The organism is Pseudomonas sp. NFACC25, assembly GCF_900100935.1.
GTDB classification, from domain to species: Bacteria; Pseudomonadota; Gammaproteobacteria; order Pseudomonadales; family Pseudomonadaceae; genus Aquipseudomonas; species Aquipseudomonas marginalis.
Map to the genome: position 1 here is coordinate 159,465 of NZ_FMUC01000007.1, position 16,255 is coordinate 175,719.

General features: G+C 59.1%; 13 protein-coding genes and 1 pseudogene. 7 read left to right on the forward strand and 7 right to left on the reverse strand.

Annotation, left to right across the window (positions count from 1 at the left end; all coding sequences use genetic code 11):
• Window positions 1-66 precede the first annotated feature (66 nt).
• Entirely contained in the window at window positions 67-795 is a 729-nt protein-coding gene (locus tag BLQ09_RS17540; protein ID WP_027605825.1) for a nitroreductase family protein, read from the reverse strand.
• A gap of 98 nt (window positions 796-893) precedes the next feature.
• Between BLQ09_RS17540 and BLQ09_RS17545 the strand changes: the two genes are divergently transcribed.
• From BLQ09_RS17545 to BLQ09_RS17560, 3 genes are all read left to right on the forward strand, one after another.
• Window positions 894-1,523: a TetR/AcrR family transcriptional regulator gene (locus BLQ09_RS17545; protein WP_092358043.1), complete on the forward strand. Its 630-nt coding sequence runs from the start codon at window positions 894-896 to the stop codon at window positions 1,521-1,523.
• A 463-nt stretch (window positions 1,524-1,986) separates the two neighbouring features.
• Complete coding sequence (locus BLQ09_RS17555) at window positions 1,987-2,856, forward strand: isocitrate lyase/PEP mutase family protein (protein WP_027605823.1); 870 nt, start codon at window positions 1,987-1,989, stop codon at window positions 2,854-2,856.
• 375 nt (window positions 2,857-3,231) lie between these two features.
• On the forward strand, window positions 3,232-4,554 hold the full coding sequence (locus tag BLQ09_RS17560) for an OprD family porin (RefSeq protein ID WP_027605822.1): 1,323 nt from the start codon (window positions 3,232-3,234) through the stop codon (window positions 4,552-4,554).
• A gap of 52 nt (window positions 4,555-4,606) precedes the next feature.
• Here the strand turns inward: BLQ09_RS17560 and BLQ09_RS31930 are convergent, their stop codons facing one another.
• From BLQ09_RS31930 to BLQ09_RS17570, 3 genes and pseudogenes are all read right to left on the reverse strand, one after another.
• On the reverse strand, window positions 4,607-5,191 hold the full coding sequence (locus tag BLQ09_RS31930) for a methyl-accepting chemotaxis protein (RefSeq protein WP_223841639.1): 585 nt from the start codon (window positions 5,189-5,191) through the stop codon (window positions 4,607-4,609).
• Window positions 5,192-5,194: 3 nt separating this feature from the next.
• Window positions 5,195-5,962, reverse strand: a pseudogene (locus tag BLQ09_RS31935) (PAS domain-containing protein); the annotation flags it as partial.
• A gap of 124 nt (window positions 5,963-6,086) precedes the next feature.
• Window positions 6,087-6,575 (reverse strand): winged helix-turn-helix transcriptional regulator, encoded by a 489-nt coding sequence (locus tag BLQ09_RS17570; protein WP_065927563.1) that lies wholly within the window; start codon window positions 6,573-6,575, stop codon window positions 6,087-6,089.
• Between the two features lie 107 nt (window positions 6,576-6,682).
• Here BLQ09_RS17570 and fabF point away from each other — a divergent pair, with 107 nt between their 5' ends.
• From fabF to BLQ09_RS17585, 3 genes are all read left to right on the forward strand, one after another.
• Window positions 6,683-7,951, forward strand: a complete 1,269-nt coding sequence (gene fabF, locus BLQ09_RS17575; protein WP_092358045.1) for a beta-ketoacyl-ACP synthase II — start codon at window positions 6,683-6,685, stop codon at window positions 7,949-7,951.
• Between the two features lie 72 nt (window positions 7,952-8,023).
• Window positions 8,024-8,404: a RidA family protein gene (locus BLQ09_RS17580; protein ID WP_027605818.1), complete on the forward strand. Its 381-nt coding sequence runs from the start codon at window positions 8,024-8,026 to the stop codon at window positions 8,402-8,404.
• 70 nt (window positions 8,405-8,474) lie between these two features.
• Entirely contained in the window at window positions 8,475-10,463 is a 1,989-nt protein-coding gene (locus tag BLQ09_RS17585; protein ID WP_092358047.1) for a peptidase U32 family protein, read from the forward strand.
• Window positions 10,464-10,549: 86 nt separating this feature from the next.
• On the opposite strand, the gene BLQ09_RS31325 is transcribed toward BLQ09_RS17585, so the two are convergent.
• Both BLQ09_RS31325 and BLQ09_RS17595 read right to left on the reverse strand, forming a co-directional pair.
• On the reverse strand, window positions 10,550-12,829 hold the full coding sequence (locus BLQ09_RS31325; protein ID WP_175472322.1) for a hypothetical protein: 2,280 nt from the start codon (window positions 12,827-12,829) through the stop codon (window positions 10,550-10,552).
• A gap of 244 nt (window positions 12,830-13,073) precedes the next feature.
• Complete coding sequence (locus tag BLQ09_RS17595; RefSeq protein ID WP_092358049.1) at window positions 13,074-13,979, reverse strand: DMT family transporter; 906 nt, start codon at window positions 13,977-13,979, stop codon at window positions 13,074-13,076.
• Window positions 13,980-14,088: 109 nt separating this feature from the next.
• On the opposite strand from BLQ09_RS17595, the gene BLQ09_RS17600 reads away from it, so the two are divergent.
• Window positions 14,089-14,532, forward strand: coding sequence for an Lrp/AsnC family transcriptional regulator (locus BLQ09_RS17600; protein ID WP_027605815.1), 444 nt, complete (start codon window positions 14,089-14,091; stop codon window positions 14,530-14,532).
• Between the two features lie 248 nt (window positions 14,533-14,780).
• Here the strand turns inward: BLQ09_RS17600 and xylB are convergent, their stop codons facing one another.
• The gene (gene xylB, locus BLQ09_RS17605) at window positions 14,781-16,241 is read right to left on the reverse strand and encodes a xylulokinase (protein ID WP_092358051.1); all 1,461 of its coding nucleotides are present in this window, start codon (window positions 16,239-16,241) and stop codon (window positions 14,781-14,783) included.
• Window positions 16,242-16,255 lie beyond the last annotated feature (14 nt).

The following is a 16,255-nucleotide window of genomic DNA, read 5'->3' on the forward strand; positions in this document are numbered from 1 at the left end:
AACCCCGGCGTTTTTTGGGCTGACTCACGGCGACAGTGAAAAGCTTCGCCAGCCTCTCAATAAGCCCTAGTGCGAAACCACAATGTCGGAGATCGGGTAGCGCCACCTCTCTTCGATCCGTGCATCATCCGCGCGATACCCAAGGGCAATCACAAGAGGAATCACCGCACCCCGTGGGAGATCGAGAAGTTTGGCGACCTGCGACGCGGAAAACCCTTCCATCGGGCAGGAGTCGATGCCTTTGGCTGCTGCGCCAAGCATGATTGTTTGAGCAGCGAAGATCGCATTGCGTGCTGCCCATTGACGACCGCCGGTGTGCCCAATAGGGATCAGCGATAAGGTGGGACGGATAAGTGCGGCAAGAGACACCAGCGGTGACCAGAATGCCGAAGATCCAATGCCCAGGATTTTCTGGAACATGCCTACTTGCTTGCGATAGTAAGCCTTCGAGTCAGGGCCCAGTGTCGTCGAGCTTTCTACATGAGCGAGTTGCGCTCTGGCGGTTCGCAGGCCCATCGCGGGGCTGGCCACTACGACAACAAAGTCTGCCGCTGTCGCCGCCGCTTTCTGCCCATTGCAGGCCGCAGCGACTTTAGCTTTCAAGGCCGGCTCTCGAATCCAATGCAGCTCGTACGGCTGCATGTTCCCGCTGGAAGGTGCAAAAGCAGCTTCAGCAAGCAATGCATACACGTCACCTTCGGGAATCGTCGTCGAGTTGAATTTACGAATGGCCCTGCGGAAACGGTTCGCTGCTTGAAAGCCGTCCCAAGGAAGTACCGGGTGATGTGTATTCATGATTGAGTTGCTCTCGGTTGGTTAAGAACGTTGTGTTTCCTCAACTCAAATCGTAAGTTAAAGCTTATATTTTAAAAACTCGCGTTCTGGAGCGTCCCATGAACAAAAGCCGAACGACCGTAACCCCCCGTAAAATCCCGGCCCAGGCACGCTCCCGCGCAACTGTCGAAGCGATTATCCAAGCGACGACTTACATTTTGACCAAGGTCGGCTGGGAAGGCCTGACGACCAATGCAATTGCAGAGCGCGCGGGCGTCAATATTGGTTCGCTCTATCAGTTTTTTCCGAACAAAGAGGCGGTTATCGCAGAGTTACAGCGACGTCATGCCGCTGCAACGCGAACCGATTTGCTTAACGCGTTGGAAGTTTTGCCAGGACAACCGTCTCTTCGAGAGGCGCTCACAATGATCGTGGAAATGATCGTCGCGGAGCATCGCATCGCGCCTGCGCTTCATAAGGCGATTCATGAAGAGCTGCCCCGCACCGTTCGCCAGGAAGACCATGAAAAAGATCATATGCAGCGACAGTTTTCAGACGTCCTGAGACCTTTCATGAAGAATGTTCCCGATCCGGATCTTTCGATCTATCTGATGGGCATCGCTGCGCATGCGATCATCCATACCGTGACGGCTGATCGGCCACAATTGTTGGGGGATCAGCGCTTTATTACTGAGGTTGTCACCCTGCTTGAAAACTATCTCTATAGGCAAAATGGGGACAGGACCTGATATTCCTCAGTGGCCCCCCTTCGATAAAATACCGTTGTTCGACGGCAATCCCCTGGCGCTCCGCCAAACCGGCGAATGCCTCATGCTGCGCTTCGTTCAGCGCCTCATAGAGCCAGATTGAAGTGTCCAAAATCATTAGGCCAGTTCATGGTGGGAGGGGCAATCAATAGTAAACGCGGATTCTGCAATATAGGGCACCTCGGCACGTGGCCATCTCAATCTGTGAATTGGCCTCCAGTGAGCCGTGCACAGCGGCGGTTAGTTGATCTTTATCAGCTGAGCCAGCAAAAAGCTGATTTTCGTCAACAGCCCACCCGAGCCTTGCACCATGGCCTGGGGGTATGTGTTACACGCATACCTCATGCTCAAACGTCATAATCCTATTTTTTGCGGCGTGTTAATCTGCTGCGACTATGAATAGGCATTGATCGTCAGTCGACAATGGCCCCAACCAGGAAAGATCATGCCAAAAAAGTCCCACTCAGCGCTTCGCCGCAATTTTCGTGAGCTGTTTGCAACGCCAACCTGCGTTGAAACCGCGTCCGTGTTCGACCCTATGTCGGCACGTATCGCCGCCGACCTGGGCTTCGAGGTCGGTATCCTGGGTGGCTCCGTGGCCTCGTTGCAGGTACTGGCAGCACCCGACTTTGCCTTGATCACGCTGAGTGAGTTCGTCGAGCAGGCTACCCGTATCGGCCGCGTCGCCCAGTTGCCTTTTATTGCCGATGCCGACCACGGTTACGGCAATGCACTCAACGTGATGCGCACCGTCGAAGAGCTTGAGCGCGCCGGCGTCGCGGCATTGACGATTGAAGACACGCTGCTGCCTGCACAATTCGGGCGCAAATCCACCGACCTGATTTCCATCCAGGAAGGCATCGGCAAGGTCCGCGCCGCCCTGGAAGCCCGTGTCGATCCTGAACTGTCGATCATCGCCCGGACCAACGCCGGCGTGTTGTCCACCGAAGCGGTGATCGAACGCACCCGGGCTTATCAGAAAGCCGGTGCCGACGGCATCTGCATGGTGGGTGTCAGCGACTTCGAGCACCTGGAGAAGATCGCGGAAAACCTCACCGTGCCGCTGATGCTGGTGACCTACGGCAACCCCAAGCTCAACGACGCCCAGCGTTTGGCGGATTTGGGCGTGCGCGTGGTGGTTGCCGGCCATGGCGCGTACTTTGCGGCGATCAAGGCTACTTACGACAGCCTCCGCGCCCAGCGCCAGCTGACCCACAGCACCTCGAACCTCAGTGCGACGGAGCTGACCCATACCTACACGCTGCCTGAAAGTTACGTGGCGTGGGCCAAGGAGTTCATGGACGTGGAAGAGTAATAACTGCGTGGAATAAGGGGCCAATTACTCCAGCGCCCTCGCCCTTGTTAGTTCAACTTAAAAACTCCCCATGGAAAAAATCCGCCGTAGCAACTACGGCGGCAACCAAAGGGTATTGTCGAAGCAGAGCGGCTAAGACAGTGCCCACGCTACACCTCCCGCCGATTAAAAATAGTGAAGTTTAATTAATCGAGTTTCATCCCCGGCACACCTGCAGGCCGCGCAAAATCTGCCTGGAGTCAGCTTCGGCAAACCCGTCGAAGACAATAAGAAACCGTAACGCCTCACTTTAAAACTCTGCCCATACAAGCGTGTACGCCTGCCAGACAGTGCGGCGTTTCTGTGCGCGTTCATTATTCCGGGGAAGTTAATAACATGATTAAACAGTGGAGCCTGTTGGCGCTGGCGGTGTGCGCCAGTATCAGCCCCGTGGCGTTTGCCGAGTCCGTCACGGACCAGGCCGACTCCAAGGGTTTTATCGACGGCAGCAGCGTCACCGGCTTGTTGCGCAACTATTACTTCGACCGCGACCGTGCGAGCGGCAAGGCCGACAACCGCGACTGGGCCCAGGGCGCCATGCTCAACTACGCCTCGGGCTTCACTCAGGGCACCCTCGGCTTTGGCGTGGATGCCTACGCCTACGGCGCGCTGAAACTCGACGCTACCCACGCGGACGCCGGCACCGGCGACCTGCCGACCGATCGGCACGGCGATCCCGAGAATGCCTACGGTTCCGTCGGTGCTGCGGTGAAACTCAAAATTTCCAAGACCCAGTTGAAGTTCGGTGACATGCAGCCCACCGCGCCGGTCTTCGCCACCGGCGGCACCCGCCTGCTGCCGCAGACCGCCACCGGCTTTGATCTCACCAGCAGCGAAATCAGCGGACTGGACCTGGAAGCCGGGCACTTCACCAGCACCAACAGCGGCATGACCAGCAACCATGACCACGATATCTACGCCACCTACGCCAACGTGGCGGCCAACAGCGCGAGCTTTGTCGGCGGCAAATACACCTTCACACCGTCACTGAGCGCGACACTGTATGCCGGCGAACTGGAAGACATCTGGCGCCAGTACTACACCAACCTCAACTACGTCATCGCCCTGCCCCATGACCAATCCCTAGCCCTGGACGGCAACCTGTACCGCACCCTCGACACCGGCGCCGCCAAGGCCGGCGCGATCAACAACACCACCTACTCGGTGGCGGCGGCCTATTCGTTCCTGCAGGCGCATACGCTGACGCTGTCGTTCCAGAAGGTGCACGGCGACACGCCCTTTGACTACATCGGCACCGGCAACAACGGCGCAGGTGAAGGCGGCGACTCGGTGTTCCTGGCCAACTCGGTGCAGTGGGGCGACTTCAACGGGCCAGGCGAGCAATCGTGGGGGATTCGTTATGACTTGAACATGGCCAGTTATGGCGTGCCGGGGTTGAGTTTCATGAGCCGCTATATCAACGGTTCGGACATCAACGGCACCCACACCCCGGTCAACAGCGCCTATGCCGGCGATTACGGTGCCGACGGCGCCCATCACGAGACGGACGTGGAGGCCAAATACGTGATCCAGAGTGGTCCGGCGAAAAACCTGTCGTTGCGCGTGCGTGATGCCATCGTGGCGTCCAACGCCGACCAGCGCGATGGCGACTTGAATGAGCTACGGGTGATCGTCGACTACCCGTTCACCTTGCTGTAAAGGGAGCCTTGTCAGGAGAGGGAATGGCTCCCTCTCCACGCCTAAGACGCGATCAGCCTACCCAGCCGACGGCAGTTTTTGGAATCACTTCCGACTCATCCAGTTTCGACGCAAACATACTCACGGCCTGCACCGCATCACTGGTGCTGGTGCGGATCTGCAAAATCACCGAACCCGCCTGGTCGGCCAGGTTCACGCCGCGTTGCGCGCCCTCTTGGGTGGAGCTCATGCTGGCCACCGCGTCGCGGGTTTCCGACAGGATCATGCCGATCATTTCGGCGATTTCCGCAGTCGAGCGGCTGGTACGCCCCGCCAACTGCCTGACCTCATCGGCCACCACGGCAAAACCACGCCCTTGGTCGCCCGCACGGGCAGCCTCGATGGCCGCGTTGAGGGCCAACAGGTTGGTTTGGTCGGCGATGCCTCGAATGGTATTGACGATGGCGGTAATTTGCTCGGAGCGCTCGCCCAATTGCCCGACCAGACGCGCCGACGCGCCGATGTTCTCCGCGATCCGGCGCATTTCAGCGGCGGTTTCATGGATTACCTGGGTGCCATGTTCGGCAAACCGCTCGGTCTCGGAGGAAATATGGTAGGCCCGGGAGGCGCCGCGTGAGTCTTCCTCGAACTTTTCCACGCGTTCAGTGATGTCACTGGCAAACTTGACGATCTTGATCAGCGTGCCGTCGCCGTCGTAGACCGGGTTGTAACTGGCCTCCAGCCACGCGACACGGCCATGCTTGCCGAGACGTTTGAATTGCCCGGTGAAAAATTCACCGTTGTTCAAGCGTCGCCAGAAGTCGGTGTACTCGCTGCTGTTGATCAGGCTGGGTTCGCAAAACAGGCGGTGGTGCTTGCCTTTGATTTCGGCCAGCGTATAGCCCATGACGTGCAGAAAGTTCTCGTTGGCGTCCAGCACCTGACCGTTCAAGTCGAACTCGATCACTGCCATGGCCCGATCCACTGCGGCCAGTTTGCTGCGGGTCGCCGCCTCCTGTTCGACTTTGGCGGTGACATCCAGGGCGTACTTGACCACTTTCAGCACTTGGCCACGCTCATCCAGTACCGGGTTGTAGCTGGCTTCCAACCAGACCGTCTTGCCGTGGGCATCCACGCGCTTGAAGGTGCCCGATACGAACTTACCGGCCTTGAGCTCACCCCAGAACTGGCTGTAGGCGGGGCTGTTGGTCAGCGCCGGCAAGCAAAAGTCCCGGTGGGATTTGCTCGCCAATTGGTCGCGACTGTAGCCCAGGGTTTTCAGGAAGTTATCGTTGGCACGCAGGACCTTGCCGTTGAGGTCGAATTCGACGACCGCCATGGAGCGTTCCAGGGCGCTGATCAGTCCTTTGTACTCGGTGACTTCGGCCGTCCTGGCCGCCAGTTCGGTTTTGAGTGTTGTATTGAACATGACGAGCCCTCAGCCGTGCGGAAAAACCTGTGTCTTGACTCGCTATCGGCTGGGAAATACGCGACTTTAAGGGGCGCAGCAGGATTATTTTCTGGCGTCAAATTATTGCTTGAGCCCGCAGGATTCAAGGCTTTGCGGCAAGCGAAGCCAAGCGCTCCCGCATACCGGTACTGGCCGCCGGGCCGGCCTGCAACACACAGTCCTCCAACGGCACGATGTGTCCCTCTGCACTCGCCAACATCGGCTGCACCGGCCGCCCCGTGTCCCGCTCGACCAACTCGACACTGGTGCCTTCTTCGGCGTAATGCCGGTTACCCCACGCCACCAGCGACATCAGCACCATGCGGAAATCCTCGCCCTTGGCGGTCGGCACATATTCATAGCGCGGCGGCCGCTCACTGTAGGCCCTGCGCTCCAGCATCCCCGCCTCCACCAACGCTGTCAGGCGGCGCGTGAGCATGTTTGGCGCAATGCCCAGGCTGCGCGAGAACTCATCGAAGCGGCGCAGCCCCTGCAGCGCGTCGCGCATGATCAGGATGCTCCACCACTCCCCTACCCGTTCGAGGCTGCGGGCGATGGGGCATTCGTCGCGGGTCAGGGACTTGCGTTGCATAAGGATTCCTTGGGGCCGGTGCACAGTTGTGTGACGCCATGTTACTTTCATCATGATAGTGACGTCCATAAGGTCTGGACCCTCAACGTAACCGGAGTCGATTGATCATGAGTAAACGTATCGTTGTGACAGGCATGGGTGCGCTGACACCGTTGGGCGCTGACGTGGAGTCAACCTGGAAACGCCTGTTGAACGGGCAGTCGGGCATTCGTCGCCTGCCTGAAGAACTGATCGGCGACCTGGCCATCAGCATCGGCGGCCAAGTGCAGAGCGTGCTGCAGGACCCTGAAGCCGGGTTCGATCCTGATCGCCTGCTGGCGGCAAAAGAGCAGCGCAAGATGGACCGTTTTATCCTGTTCGCCCTGGCGGCGGCCGACGAAGCCCTGAAGCAGGCCGGCTGGGCACCGAACACCGCGCAGCAGCAGGAACGCACCGCCACCATTATTGCCTCGGGCGTCGGCGGTTTTCCGGCCATCGCCGAGGCGGTACGTACCACCGACAGCAAGGGGCCGCGACGTTTGTCGCCGTTCACCATCCCATCGTTCCTGAGCAACATGGCCGCCGGGCATGTGTCGATCAACTATGGCTTGAAAGGCCCGCTGGGAGCGCCGGTCACGGCCTGCGCGGCGGGGGTGCAGGCCATTGGCGACGCCGCGCGGATGATCCGTGCGGGCGAAGTGGATGTGGCAGTGTGCGGGGGAGCCGAAGCGGCGATCCACCGGGTCAGCCTGGGCGGCTTCGCCGCTGCACGGGCCTTGTCCAGCGCCTTCAACGACGCCCCCGAGCGCGCCTCGCGCCCGTTCGATCAAGCGCGTGACGGCTTTGTGATGGGCGAAGGCGCCGGCATCCTGGTCATCGAGGAGCTGGAACACGCCCTGGCACGCGGTGCCCGGCCTATTGCCGAATTGGTGGGCTATGGCACCAGTGCCGATGCCTACCATATGACCGCCGGCCCGGAAGACGGCGACGGTGCGCGCCGGGCGATGACGCAGGCGTTGCGTCAGGCGGGGATCGAGGCGTCTGCGGTGCAGTACCTGAATGCCCACGCCACCTCGACCCCGGTGGGCGACAAAGGCGAACTGGCAGCCATCAGGACCGTATTCGGTGCCGGTGGCCCCCTGGCGATCAGCTCGACCAAGTCCGCCACCGGCCATTTGCTGGGCGCCGCGGGCGGCATCGAGGCGATCTTCACCGTACTTGCCCTGCGCGATCAGGTCGCGCCGGTGACCCTCAACCTGGAACACCCGGATGACCTGGCCGAGGGCCTGGACATGGTGCGCGGTGATGCGCGGCCGATGGCGATTGAATACGCGCTGTCCAACGGCTTCGGGTTTGGTGGCGTGAATGCCAGTGTGTTGTTCCGCCGCTGGGTATAAGCCAGCGGTTTGCCCCTGGGATTGTTTTCGGGGACCATGGCGCCTTTCCGTTATTGCCAACAAGAGGCGCCCATGGCCAACCACGACCTGTCCTACACCCCCGATCCGGATGCCGACTCGATTTCCTCCGACGTTGTCGGTTTCAACGGCATCCTGGTCTCCACCCAGATCCCGACCCGCGCCGACGGCAGCCTGGAACTGGGCGATATCACCCTGCAAAGCGAATGCACCCTGCAAGCGCTGAAAGTCGCGCTGGAAAAAGCCGGCAGCTCCATGGACCGGGTCATGCACCTGACCATTTATCTGACCGATATGGCCGACCGCGCCGCCTTCAATGAGGTCTACAAACGCTTCTTTGCCAAGCCCTGGCCCGTGCGCGCGGCGGTTGGCGTGGCTGCACTGGCGGTAGACGGCATGCGTGTGGAAGTCACCGCGATGGCCGCTCAAGCCTGAAGTAATGCCGGTCAGGCATTTCACAGCTACAATGCGCGCCTCAACCGTGACAAGCCTGACTAAAAAAACTATGTCCTTGCCCAAGCATCACCTGGAATTGCTCAGCCCTGCCCGCGATGTCGCCATCGCGCGCGAGGCCATCCTGCATGGCGCCGACGCCATCTACATCGGCGGCCCCAGCTTCGGCGCGCGCCATAACGCGTGCAACGAAGTGAGCGATATCGCTCAACTGGTGGAATTCGCCCGTCGTTACCACGCCCGCGTGTTCACGACTATCAACACCATCTTGCATGACAACGAACTCGAAGCCGCGCGCAAGCTGATCCATCAGCTCTACGACGCCGGTGTCGATGCGTTGATCGTGCAAGACCTGGGCGTGATGGAGCTGGATATTCCGCCCATCGAGCTGCACGCCAGCACCCAGACCGACATCCGCACCCTGGGCCGCGCCAAGTTCCTCGACCAGGCCGGGTTCTCGCAGTTGGTGTTGGCCCGCGAGCTGAACCTGCAGGAAATCCGCGCCATCGCCGACGAGACCGATGCCGCCATCGAGTTCTTTATCCACGGCGCCCTGTGCGTGGCCTTCTCCGGGCAGTGCAATATCTCCCACGCGCAAAATGGCCGCAGCGCCAACCGTGGGGACTGCTCCCAGGCCTGCCGCCTGCCGTACACCTTGAAAGACGACCAGGGCCGCGTCGTGGCCTTTGAAAAGCACCTGTTGTCGATGAAAGACAACAACCAGAGCGCCAACCTGCGCGCGCTGGTGGAAGCCGGCGTGCGCTCCTTCAAGATCGAAGGCCGCTACAAGGACATGGGTTATGTGAAGAACATTACCGCCTATTACCGCCAGCGCCTCGACGAAATCCTCGAAGACCGTCCGGACCTGGCCCGCGCGTCCAGCGGCCGTACCGCGCACTTCTTCCTGCCCGACCCGGAAAAAACCTTCCACCGTGGCAGCACCGACTACTTTGTCAGCGACCGCAAGATCGACATCGGCGCCTTCGACACCCCGACCTTCACCGGTTTGCCGGTGGGTGTGGTGGAAAAAGCCGGCAAGCGTGACCTGCAAGTGATCACCCATGAGCCGCTGTCCAACGGCGACGGCCTCAATGTGCTGGTCAAGCGCGAAGTGGTGGGCTTCCGCGCCAACATCGCCGAGCCCAAGGGCGAGTTCGAGGAAGACGGTGAGAAGCGCTACCGCTATCGCGTCGAGCCGAATGAAATGCCGGCCGGCCTGCATCAGTTGCGCCCGAACCACCCGCTGAACCGCAACCTCGACCACAACTGGCAGCAGGCGTTGCTCAAGACTTCGGCCGAACGCCGTATCGGCCTGTCATGGGTCGCACGTCTGCGCGAAGAACAGTTGGAAATCACCGCCACCAGCGAAGAAGGCATCCACGCCAGCGTCACCCTGCCCGGCCCGTTCGGCGTGGCCAACAAACCGGAACAGGCGCTGGACACCCTGCGCGACCTGCTTGGCCAACTCGGTACCACCGAGTATCACGCCACCCGCATCGAACTGGATGCACCGCAGGCATTCTTCATCCCCAACTCGCAGCTCAAGGCATTGCGCCGCGAAGTGATCGAAGCCCTGACCGCCGCCCGTGTTGCCGCCCACCCCCGTGGCGGGCGCAAGGCCGAGACCACGCCGCCGCCGGTGTATCCGGAAGCGCACCTGTCGTTCCTGGCCAACGTCTACAACCAGAAAGCCCGCGACTTCTACCACCGTCACGGGGTGAAGCTGATCGACGCAGCCTTTGAAGCCCATGAAGAGAAAGGCGAAGTGCCGGTGATGATCACCAAGCACTGCCTGCGTTTCTCCTTCAACCTCTGCCCTAAACAGGCCAAGGGGGTGACAGGGGTGAAGACCAAGGTCGCGCCGATGCAGTTGATTCACGGCGATGAAGTGCTGACGTTGAAGTTCGACTGCAAACCCTGCGAGATGCACGTGGTGGGCAAGATCAAGGGGCATATCCTTGGGTTGCCGCAGCCGGGCAGTGTGGTGGGTTATATCAGCCCGGACGATCTGCTCAAGACTATCCCTCGCAGCCTCGACTAATTATTCGAATGGGCAAACGATAGAGCAACCGTACAGCAGGTCTAATTGACGCTGATAGACGGTTGCCTGTACCAGTGGCGAAAAGATTAACCCACGACAAATGACGCTGGCACATCTCCCTTAACGTAAAAAACTTCATTCTCGTAGTTAAAGACTTTGTCAGCAGCATTTAAAAGCGTTGCTTTAGTGATTTTCCCCTGCGCTACCAATCTTTCTCCATCTTTAAGGATAATGTCGGGGACAGTGCGAAACGCACTAGGGTCCAATGTGGTATCAACCGTAAAGACAGGCGCTGTCAGGTTGTCTTTGGCATATTGCATAGAAAAGTTATTTGCCTTTGACTTACTCGTGCTAAAAGACATCACTTCACCAGCACTTCCGCCTTGTCGGGCTGTGTGCTTTAAAATTGCCGCCAAATAATCATCACCCGATGTCGTGGTGCCGGCAGGGCGTCTAAGACCGGTGCTGGTGGAATCGCCAAATGCAGTATGCGCTCGATAAATCCGGGCAGGCACAGGGAAATCCGCCCTTTTAAGACCTGCGACAGACTTAGCTCTCAACGCGCTGCCTGGCACGGCATTGGCCGTTCTAAGTAAGTTTTCCATGAAGGCTTCCGCATTGTTCCCTACCGAGGGCGGATCCGCTTGGGCCACTTTGGAATAGCCCGGCCCACCTCCTTCAACCGCCCGCCTACTCCATACGCCTGATTCATTCGGTTTGGCGACAATGCTGCTACTTACCAGCTTCGATGGATCTTTCGGATCGGGTACGCGTAGCAAGTAATGCACGCCGTCTCCGGCATCGGGCTTGTTGGCCACAAAATAGCTGGCCCCTTTAAACTCTATTTCGCGTACGGCCGAGCCAGCCTTGAGTAAGGGGGTGGAATTTAGCTTGAACTGCTCGGCCGCCTTGGCGAGGTTCTGGGGAATTTTCTGAGCCCACTTCAACCCTTGAACCCCGCCCTCCCATTTAACGCCGGCCATACCAGACTTGAGGGTATAACTACCGAAGTTTGTCGACAGTTTCGCGAATTCCGGGAGAACAGGCTTGATCAGTCGAATCCCCCCTTTGACTAATCCCCCCACTACCTTGTCAACAGGCATCATAAAAGAAAGGATATCTATCCATATCTTCGCTATCCCTTCTATTGGACGTCCGGCAATGATCGCCTCGACCCCCTGCCAAAACGGGACGAAGCCCTTCAGGAATTCTCGTCGATTATCTCTGGACGCCGAGAATTCCTGATAGTTTTCCAGGTCTTCCTTCTCTTCCGGGGAAACCCGCGCTTCATCCTTTTGCGCAACATTCAACAGGTCAATGTCTTTCGCATAAAACAACTGGCTGGATACCGTGTTCGCGACGTCACTAAATCGTTTGGAGGAAAGCGTGTTGGGCACAGTATTTTCATTGGCACTGGCAGGTGATGCAGGAAACTCTCCTAATAACTTTAACGTATAAATACTTGAGGAAAATGGCTGATTATTGGGTTTTTCAGGATGTTCGTTATCAACTTTCGGCCCATAACGCCGCCCCTGTATGTTCGGCTTTTTCCAAACAGTGAACTCCTTTTCGTCAGTGCCATCTGGCAGTTTATTTCTGCCAATCACGCTATTACCTGTAAAAAGCGCCTCTAAATCGACACGTTGACGTGCGATCCCGAGTTGGGGATTGACCTCATAGGCCGTTGTCTTCCCATTATGGACCGCTTTGATCAAAACAACGTCACGTGCCGGATCATCTCCCGTTCCAGGCGGTTTCAGGGCATACAACTCAACCTGGCCGTGTTCTATTGCGATTCGGTCGTTAACGGGCAATAGGGATATCAGTTGTTTTATGACCACGCCATACGCGGCTTTTTTGTTGACCAGATCATCCTTGAAATCTTCACCAAACTGTTTGTCATTATAAGCGGCAACTTTATATTTTTTATTGTTTGGATCATTGTGTCCTTTAATAGGTGAAACCATCTGCCAACCGGTAAAATAATCTTTACGCATAGAGAGGGGGGCGACCAAGTTTGTAATTGCTGCTGCAAGGCCCTCCTGATGCTTGTCAAGACTTGATAAAGCGGTGTGTACCTCACTTTGTGTATAGCTGGTCTTTTCCGGAAGAATGCCGTTGGCCGCAGCCCACTCCAGCGCTGGCCCGACTCTTGTCGCTGCAATAAGAAGCGCTTGCTCCGGGCTGACGGCCTGGCCGTTGAGTTTGCCTGGATAAGCGATCAGGTCTTCCCAGGTCATCCGTTTAGAAGAGCCAGGTTCTATGGCTTCAGCAAGATTCACTCCGTGCTGGTAGTTCACCCAGCTCGCTGAGCTTTTAGGTTGCCCTGCCGGCGAATTATGACTGCTGGCAGCTTGAGTCGACATCGCGGACTCCTGGGCCGCCTCAGTGGAACTCAACATCGGGTGATGTGAAAGGGGCTCCTGTTGAATGATCGGGGTTGAGTAACGGGGGATTGGAACACTGAGAAGATTGCCTTGCATCGTCCGGTAGCCCTAAGTAGCAGAATTTTCGCTGACATCTGAACAATCCACGATCTCAGCCTGTCCCCCTATGTGGTACGACGTAGGAATTTGTTCCATGGAAATACCATGACCATTCGAAAGACGTTTAAACAATGCGCCCTGAGCCCTCCTCACCGTGCCGCAAACGCCACCACCAGCCCCGCTGCAACCCCGCCGCCGCCAGCAGGATCGCCATCACCCCCAGCCATTGCAGCCAGCCCAGGCGATGCCCGAAGGCAATCCAATCGACGAAGATCGCCGCAATCGGGTAGATAAACGACAGTGCGCCGGTGATGGCGGTGGGCAGTTTCTGGATCGCGCCATAGAGCAACACGTACATCAAGCCGGTGTGCACCACACCGAGCGTGACCAATGCCGCCCAGGCGTTGGTGGTGGCAGGCAAGCTGTTCCAAGGCACCAAGGGCGCCAGTAACACTGCGCCGGTGGTCACCTGGATCAGCGCCATCAAATGCGGTGGTACGTCCTTCAAACGCTTGATGATCAGTGCGGCAATCGCGTACAGCAATGCCGCGCCCAGCGCCAGGGCAATGCCTGCAAGGTAATCGTCGCCGGTTGGCTGATTACCATGGGCGGTGACGATCGCCAGCATTCCCAGGAACGCCAGGCTCAGCCACGCCAGTTTCTGCACGGTGATCTTTTCCCCGAGGAACAGCGCCGCCAGCATCACCAACATGAACGGCTGCACGTTGTACACCGCCGTGCTGATGGCGATCGAGGCGCGGGAATAGGATTCGAACAGCAGCAACCAGTTGCCGACAATCGCCACGCCACTGAGCATCGCCAGGCCGAACGTGGCCCAACTGAGCAGGTCCAGGCGCAGGTAGCCGAGCAGCGCGCACACCAGCAACAGGGTCAGGCCGCCGATCACGCAGCGCCAGAACACCACTTCGATCACCGACACGCCGGACACCAGCACAAACCAGCCGATGGTGCCCGAGATCAGCATGGCGGCGATCATTTCCCACGAACCGAGACGGATGGATGAATCCATGATTGATGCTCCTCAAGTGAGGCTCAATTATGGCAATCTGCTTGTGAGCGGCTCCAGTGACTAAAAAAGGCAAAATCCCGCAATCACCTTTTCTTATTAGGCGAACACCATGATTGACACCATCGACCAGCAACTGATCGCCGCCCTGATGGATGACTCGCGGCTGTCCCTCAAGGCCCTGGCGGGCATCACCGGGCTGTCCTCGCCCAGTGTGGGCGAACGCCTGCGTCGCCTGGAAGAACGCGGCGTGCTGACTCACTACACCGTAGACATCGACCCCAGGCACTTCGGCTACCTGCTGCAAGCCATCGTGCGCATCCGCCCCCTGCCCGGCAAATTGCAGGAGGTGGAGCGGCAGATCCAGGCGATACCCGAATTCACCGAATGCGACAAGGTCACCGGCGAAGACTGCTTCATCGCACGCCTGCATGTGCGCACCATGGACCATCTCGACAGCCTGCTGGATCGGATCAATGCCTACGCCGAAACCAACACCGCCATCGTCAAGAAAACCCCGGTAAAGCGACGTTTGCCGCCGCTGACCAACGACTGAACAACAACACACCGATTCTTGTGGAGAGTGGGCCGGGTGTGGTGAGCGGGCTTGCCCCGCGCTGGGGCGCGAAGCGGCCCCTAAACCTGACCACTCACCATGCCTGGATAAACGCGGTGCCTTTATTGGGGCTGCTTCGCAGCCCAGCGCGGGGCAAGCCCGCTCACCACAACAGGCCCGTTCACCACAACAAGCTCACTCACCACAACAGGTCTGCTCACCACAACAGCCCCACCCACAACGGGAGCCTAGTCGTGAAGGGCCTTGGCGGCGGGCAGCAAACTTTGAAACTTGCGATAACGCGCCGCCAACACCGGCTGCTGCATCAGGTCAGGTGTGTACCGGGCTTTAACCGGCATCCCTGCCGCGAGTAACTCAGCCCCCTGCCCCATCGCCACAAACCCCAGCTTTGCCGCGCCAATACACGCGCTCAATTCACTGCCCTGCAAGGTGAAGATTTCCCGCTGCAGGATATTCGCCAGCAGCTGCGCCCAGTACTCACTGCGCGCACCACCGCCCACCAGGGCCAAAGCGGTAACGTCGGCGCCGGTCGATTGCACCGCGCGCAACGCATCGAGCAAACCGAAACCCACCCCTTCCATCACCGCGTAACCGAGCATCCCCGGCGTGCAATCGTGGCCCAGGTTCATAAAGCCGCCGCGCAGCAAAGGATCGTTGTGGGGTGTGCGTTCGCCGGCCAGGTACGGCAGGAACAACGGCGTCTCCAAAGGCACGTGCTGCTCAATCGGCAATTGCGCCCGCACCTGCTCCAGTAACGTCTGTTCATCCGTCATACCCGTCAGCCGAGTAACCCAGCGCAGGCAACTGGCGCCGGCGAGCATGGCGCCCATGGTGTACCAGCGGTTGGGCAGCGCGTGGCAGAAGCTGTGCACTGCACTGGCCGGGTTGCCTGCAGCGTGATCGGTGATCGCAACAATGGCCGCGCTGGTGCCAAGGGTAATGAAGCCATCACCGGCATTGACCGCGCCGATGCCGACTGCCGCCACAGGGTTGTCACCGCCACCGCCGGCAATCACCACGTCAACTGACAGGCCCAGTCCCATGGCCGTCAACAACGCGCTCGCCGCACCACCCTCCACCAGCCTGGGCAATTGCCCTGGCGTAAGGCCTGTAGCGCGAACCATAGGGGTAAACCATGCCCGCCGCGCCACATCCAGCCACAACGTACCCGCCGCGTCGGACATCTCGCTGATGCGCTCGCCACTCAAACGCAAGCGCAGGTAATCCTTGGGTGACAGCACGCAGTCAATCGCCTGGAACACCTCGGGCTCATGCCGTTGCAGCCACAGCAGTTTCGGCGCGGTCAGCCCGGCCATGGGCAGGCTGCCGGTGACGTCGGCGAAGCCGGGACCCAGTTGTTCGGCCTCGGCCACGGCACGGGAGTCGTCCCACAGGATCGCCGGGTACAACACGCGGTTGTCCGCCCCCAGCAACACCGCGCCGTGCATCTGCCCCGACAGGCCGATACAGGCCACGCGGGTAAACGCCTCGTGTCCGCGCAGTTGCGCCAACGCCTGCAAGCAGGCTTGCCACCAGTCTTCCGGCGCCTGTTCAGACCAGCCGCTGTGCCGGCGCGACACGCTCAAGCGCACGCCGGCATGGGCCAGCACCGCGCCCGTGGCGTCCATGAGGATGGCTTTGAGTTCCGATGTGCCCAGGTCAATGCCCAGGGAAACAGGACTGTTCATGCGTGTGTTATTCC

Bases quoted from the DNA above. Each gene is read 5' to 3' on its own strand.
- BLQ09_RS17540 (WP_027605825.1), bottom strand. From the start codon at position 795: ATGAATACACATCACCCGGTACTTCCTTGGGACGGCTTTCAAGCAGCG.
- BLQ09_RS17545 (WP_092358043.1), top strand. From the start codon at position 894: ATGAACAAAAGCCGAACGACCGTAACCCCCCGTAAAATCCCGGCCCAG.
- BLQ09_RS17555 (WP_027605823.1), top strand. From the start codon at position 1,987: ATGCCAAAAAAGTCCCACTCAGCGCTTCGCCGCAATTTTCGTGAGCTG.
- BLQ09_RS17560 (WP_027605822.1), top strand. From the start codon at position 3,232: ATGATTAAACAGTGGAGCCTGTTGGCGCTGGCGGTGTGCGCCAGTATC.
- BLQ09_RS17570 (WP_065927563.1), bottom strand. From the start codon at position 6,575: ATGCAACGCAAGTCCCTGACCCGCGACGAATGCCCCATCGCCCGCAGC.
- fabF (WP_092358045.1), top strand. From the start codon at position 6,683: ATGAGTAAACGTATCGTTGTGACAGGCATGGGTGCGCTGACACCGTTG.
- BLQ09_RS17580 (WP_027605818.1), top strand. From the start codon at position 8,024: ATGGCCAACCACGACCTGTCCTACACCCCCGATCCGGATGCCGACTCG.
- BLQ09_RS17585 (WP_092358047.1), top strand. From the start codon at position 8,475: ATGTCCTTGCCCAAGCATCACCTGGAATTGCTCAGCCCTGCCCGCGAT.
- BLQ09_RS31325 (WP_175472322.1), bottom strand. From the start codon at position 12,829: ATGTCGACTCAAGCTGCCAGCAGTCATAATTCGCCGGCAGGGCAACCT.
- BLQ09_RS17595 (WP_092358049.1), bottom strand. From the start codon at position 13,979: ATGGATTCATCCATCCGTCTCGGTTCGTGGGAAATGATCGCCGCCATG.
- BLQ09_RS17600 (WP_027605815.1), top strand. From the start codon at position 14,089: ATGATTGACACCATCGACCAGCAACTGATCGCCGCCCTGATGGATGAC.
- xylB (WP_092358051.1), bottom strand. From the start codon at position 16,241: ATGAACAGTCCTGTTTCCCTGGGCATTGACCTGGGCACATCGGAACTC.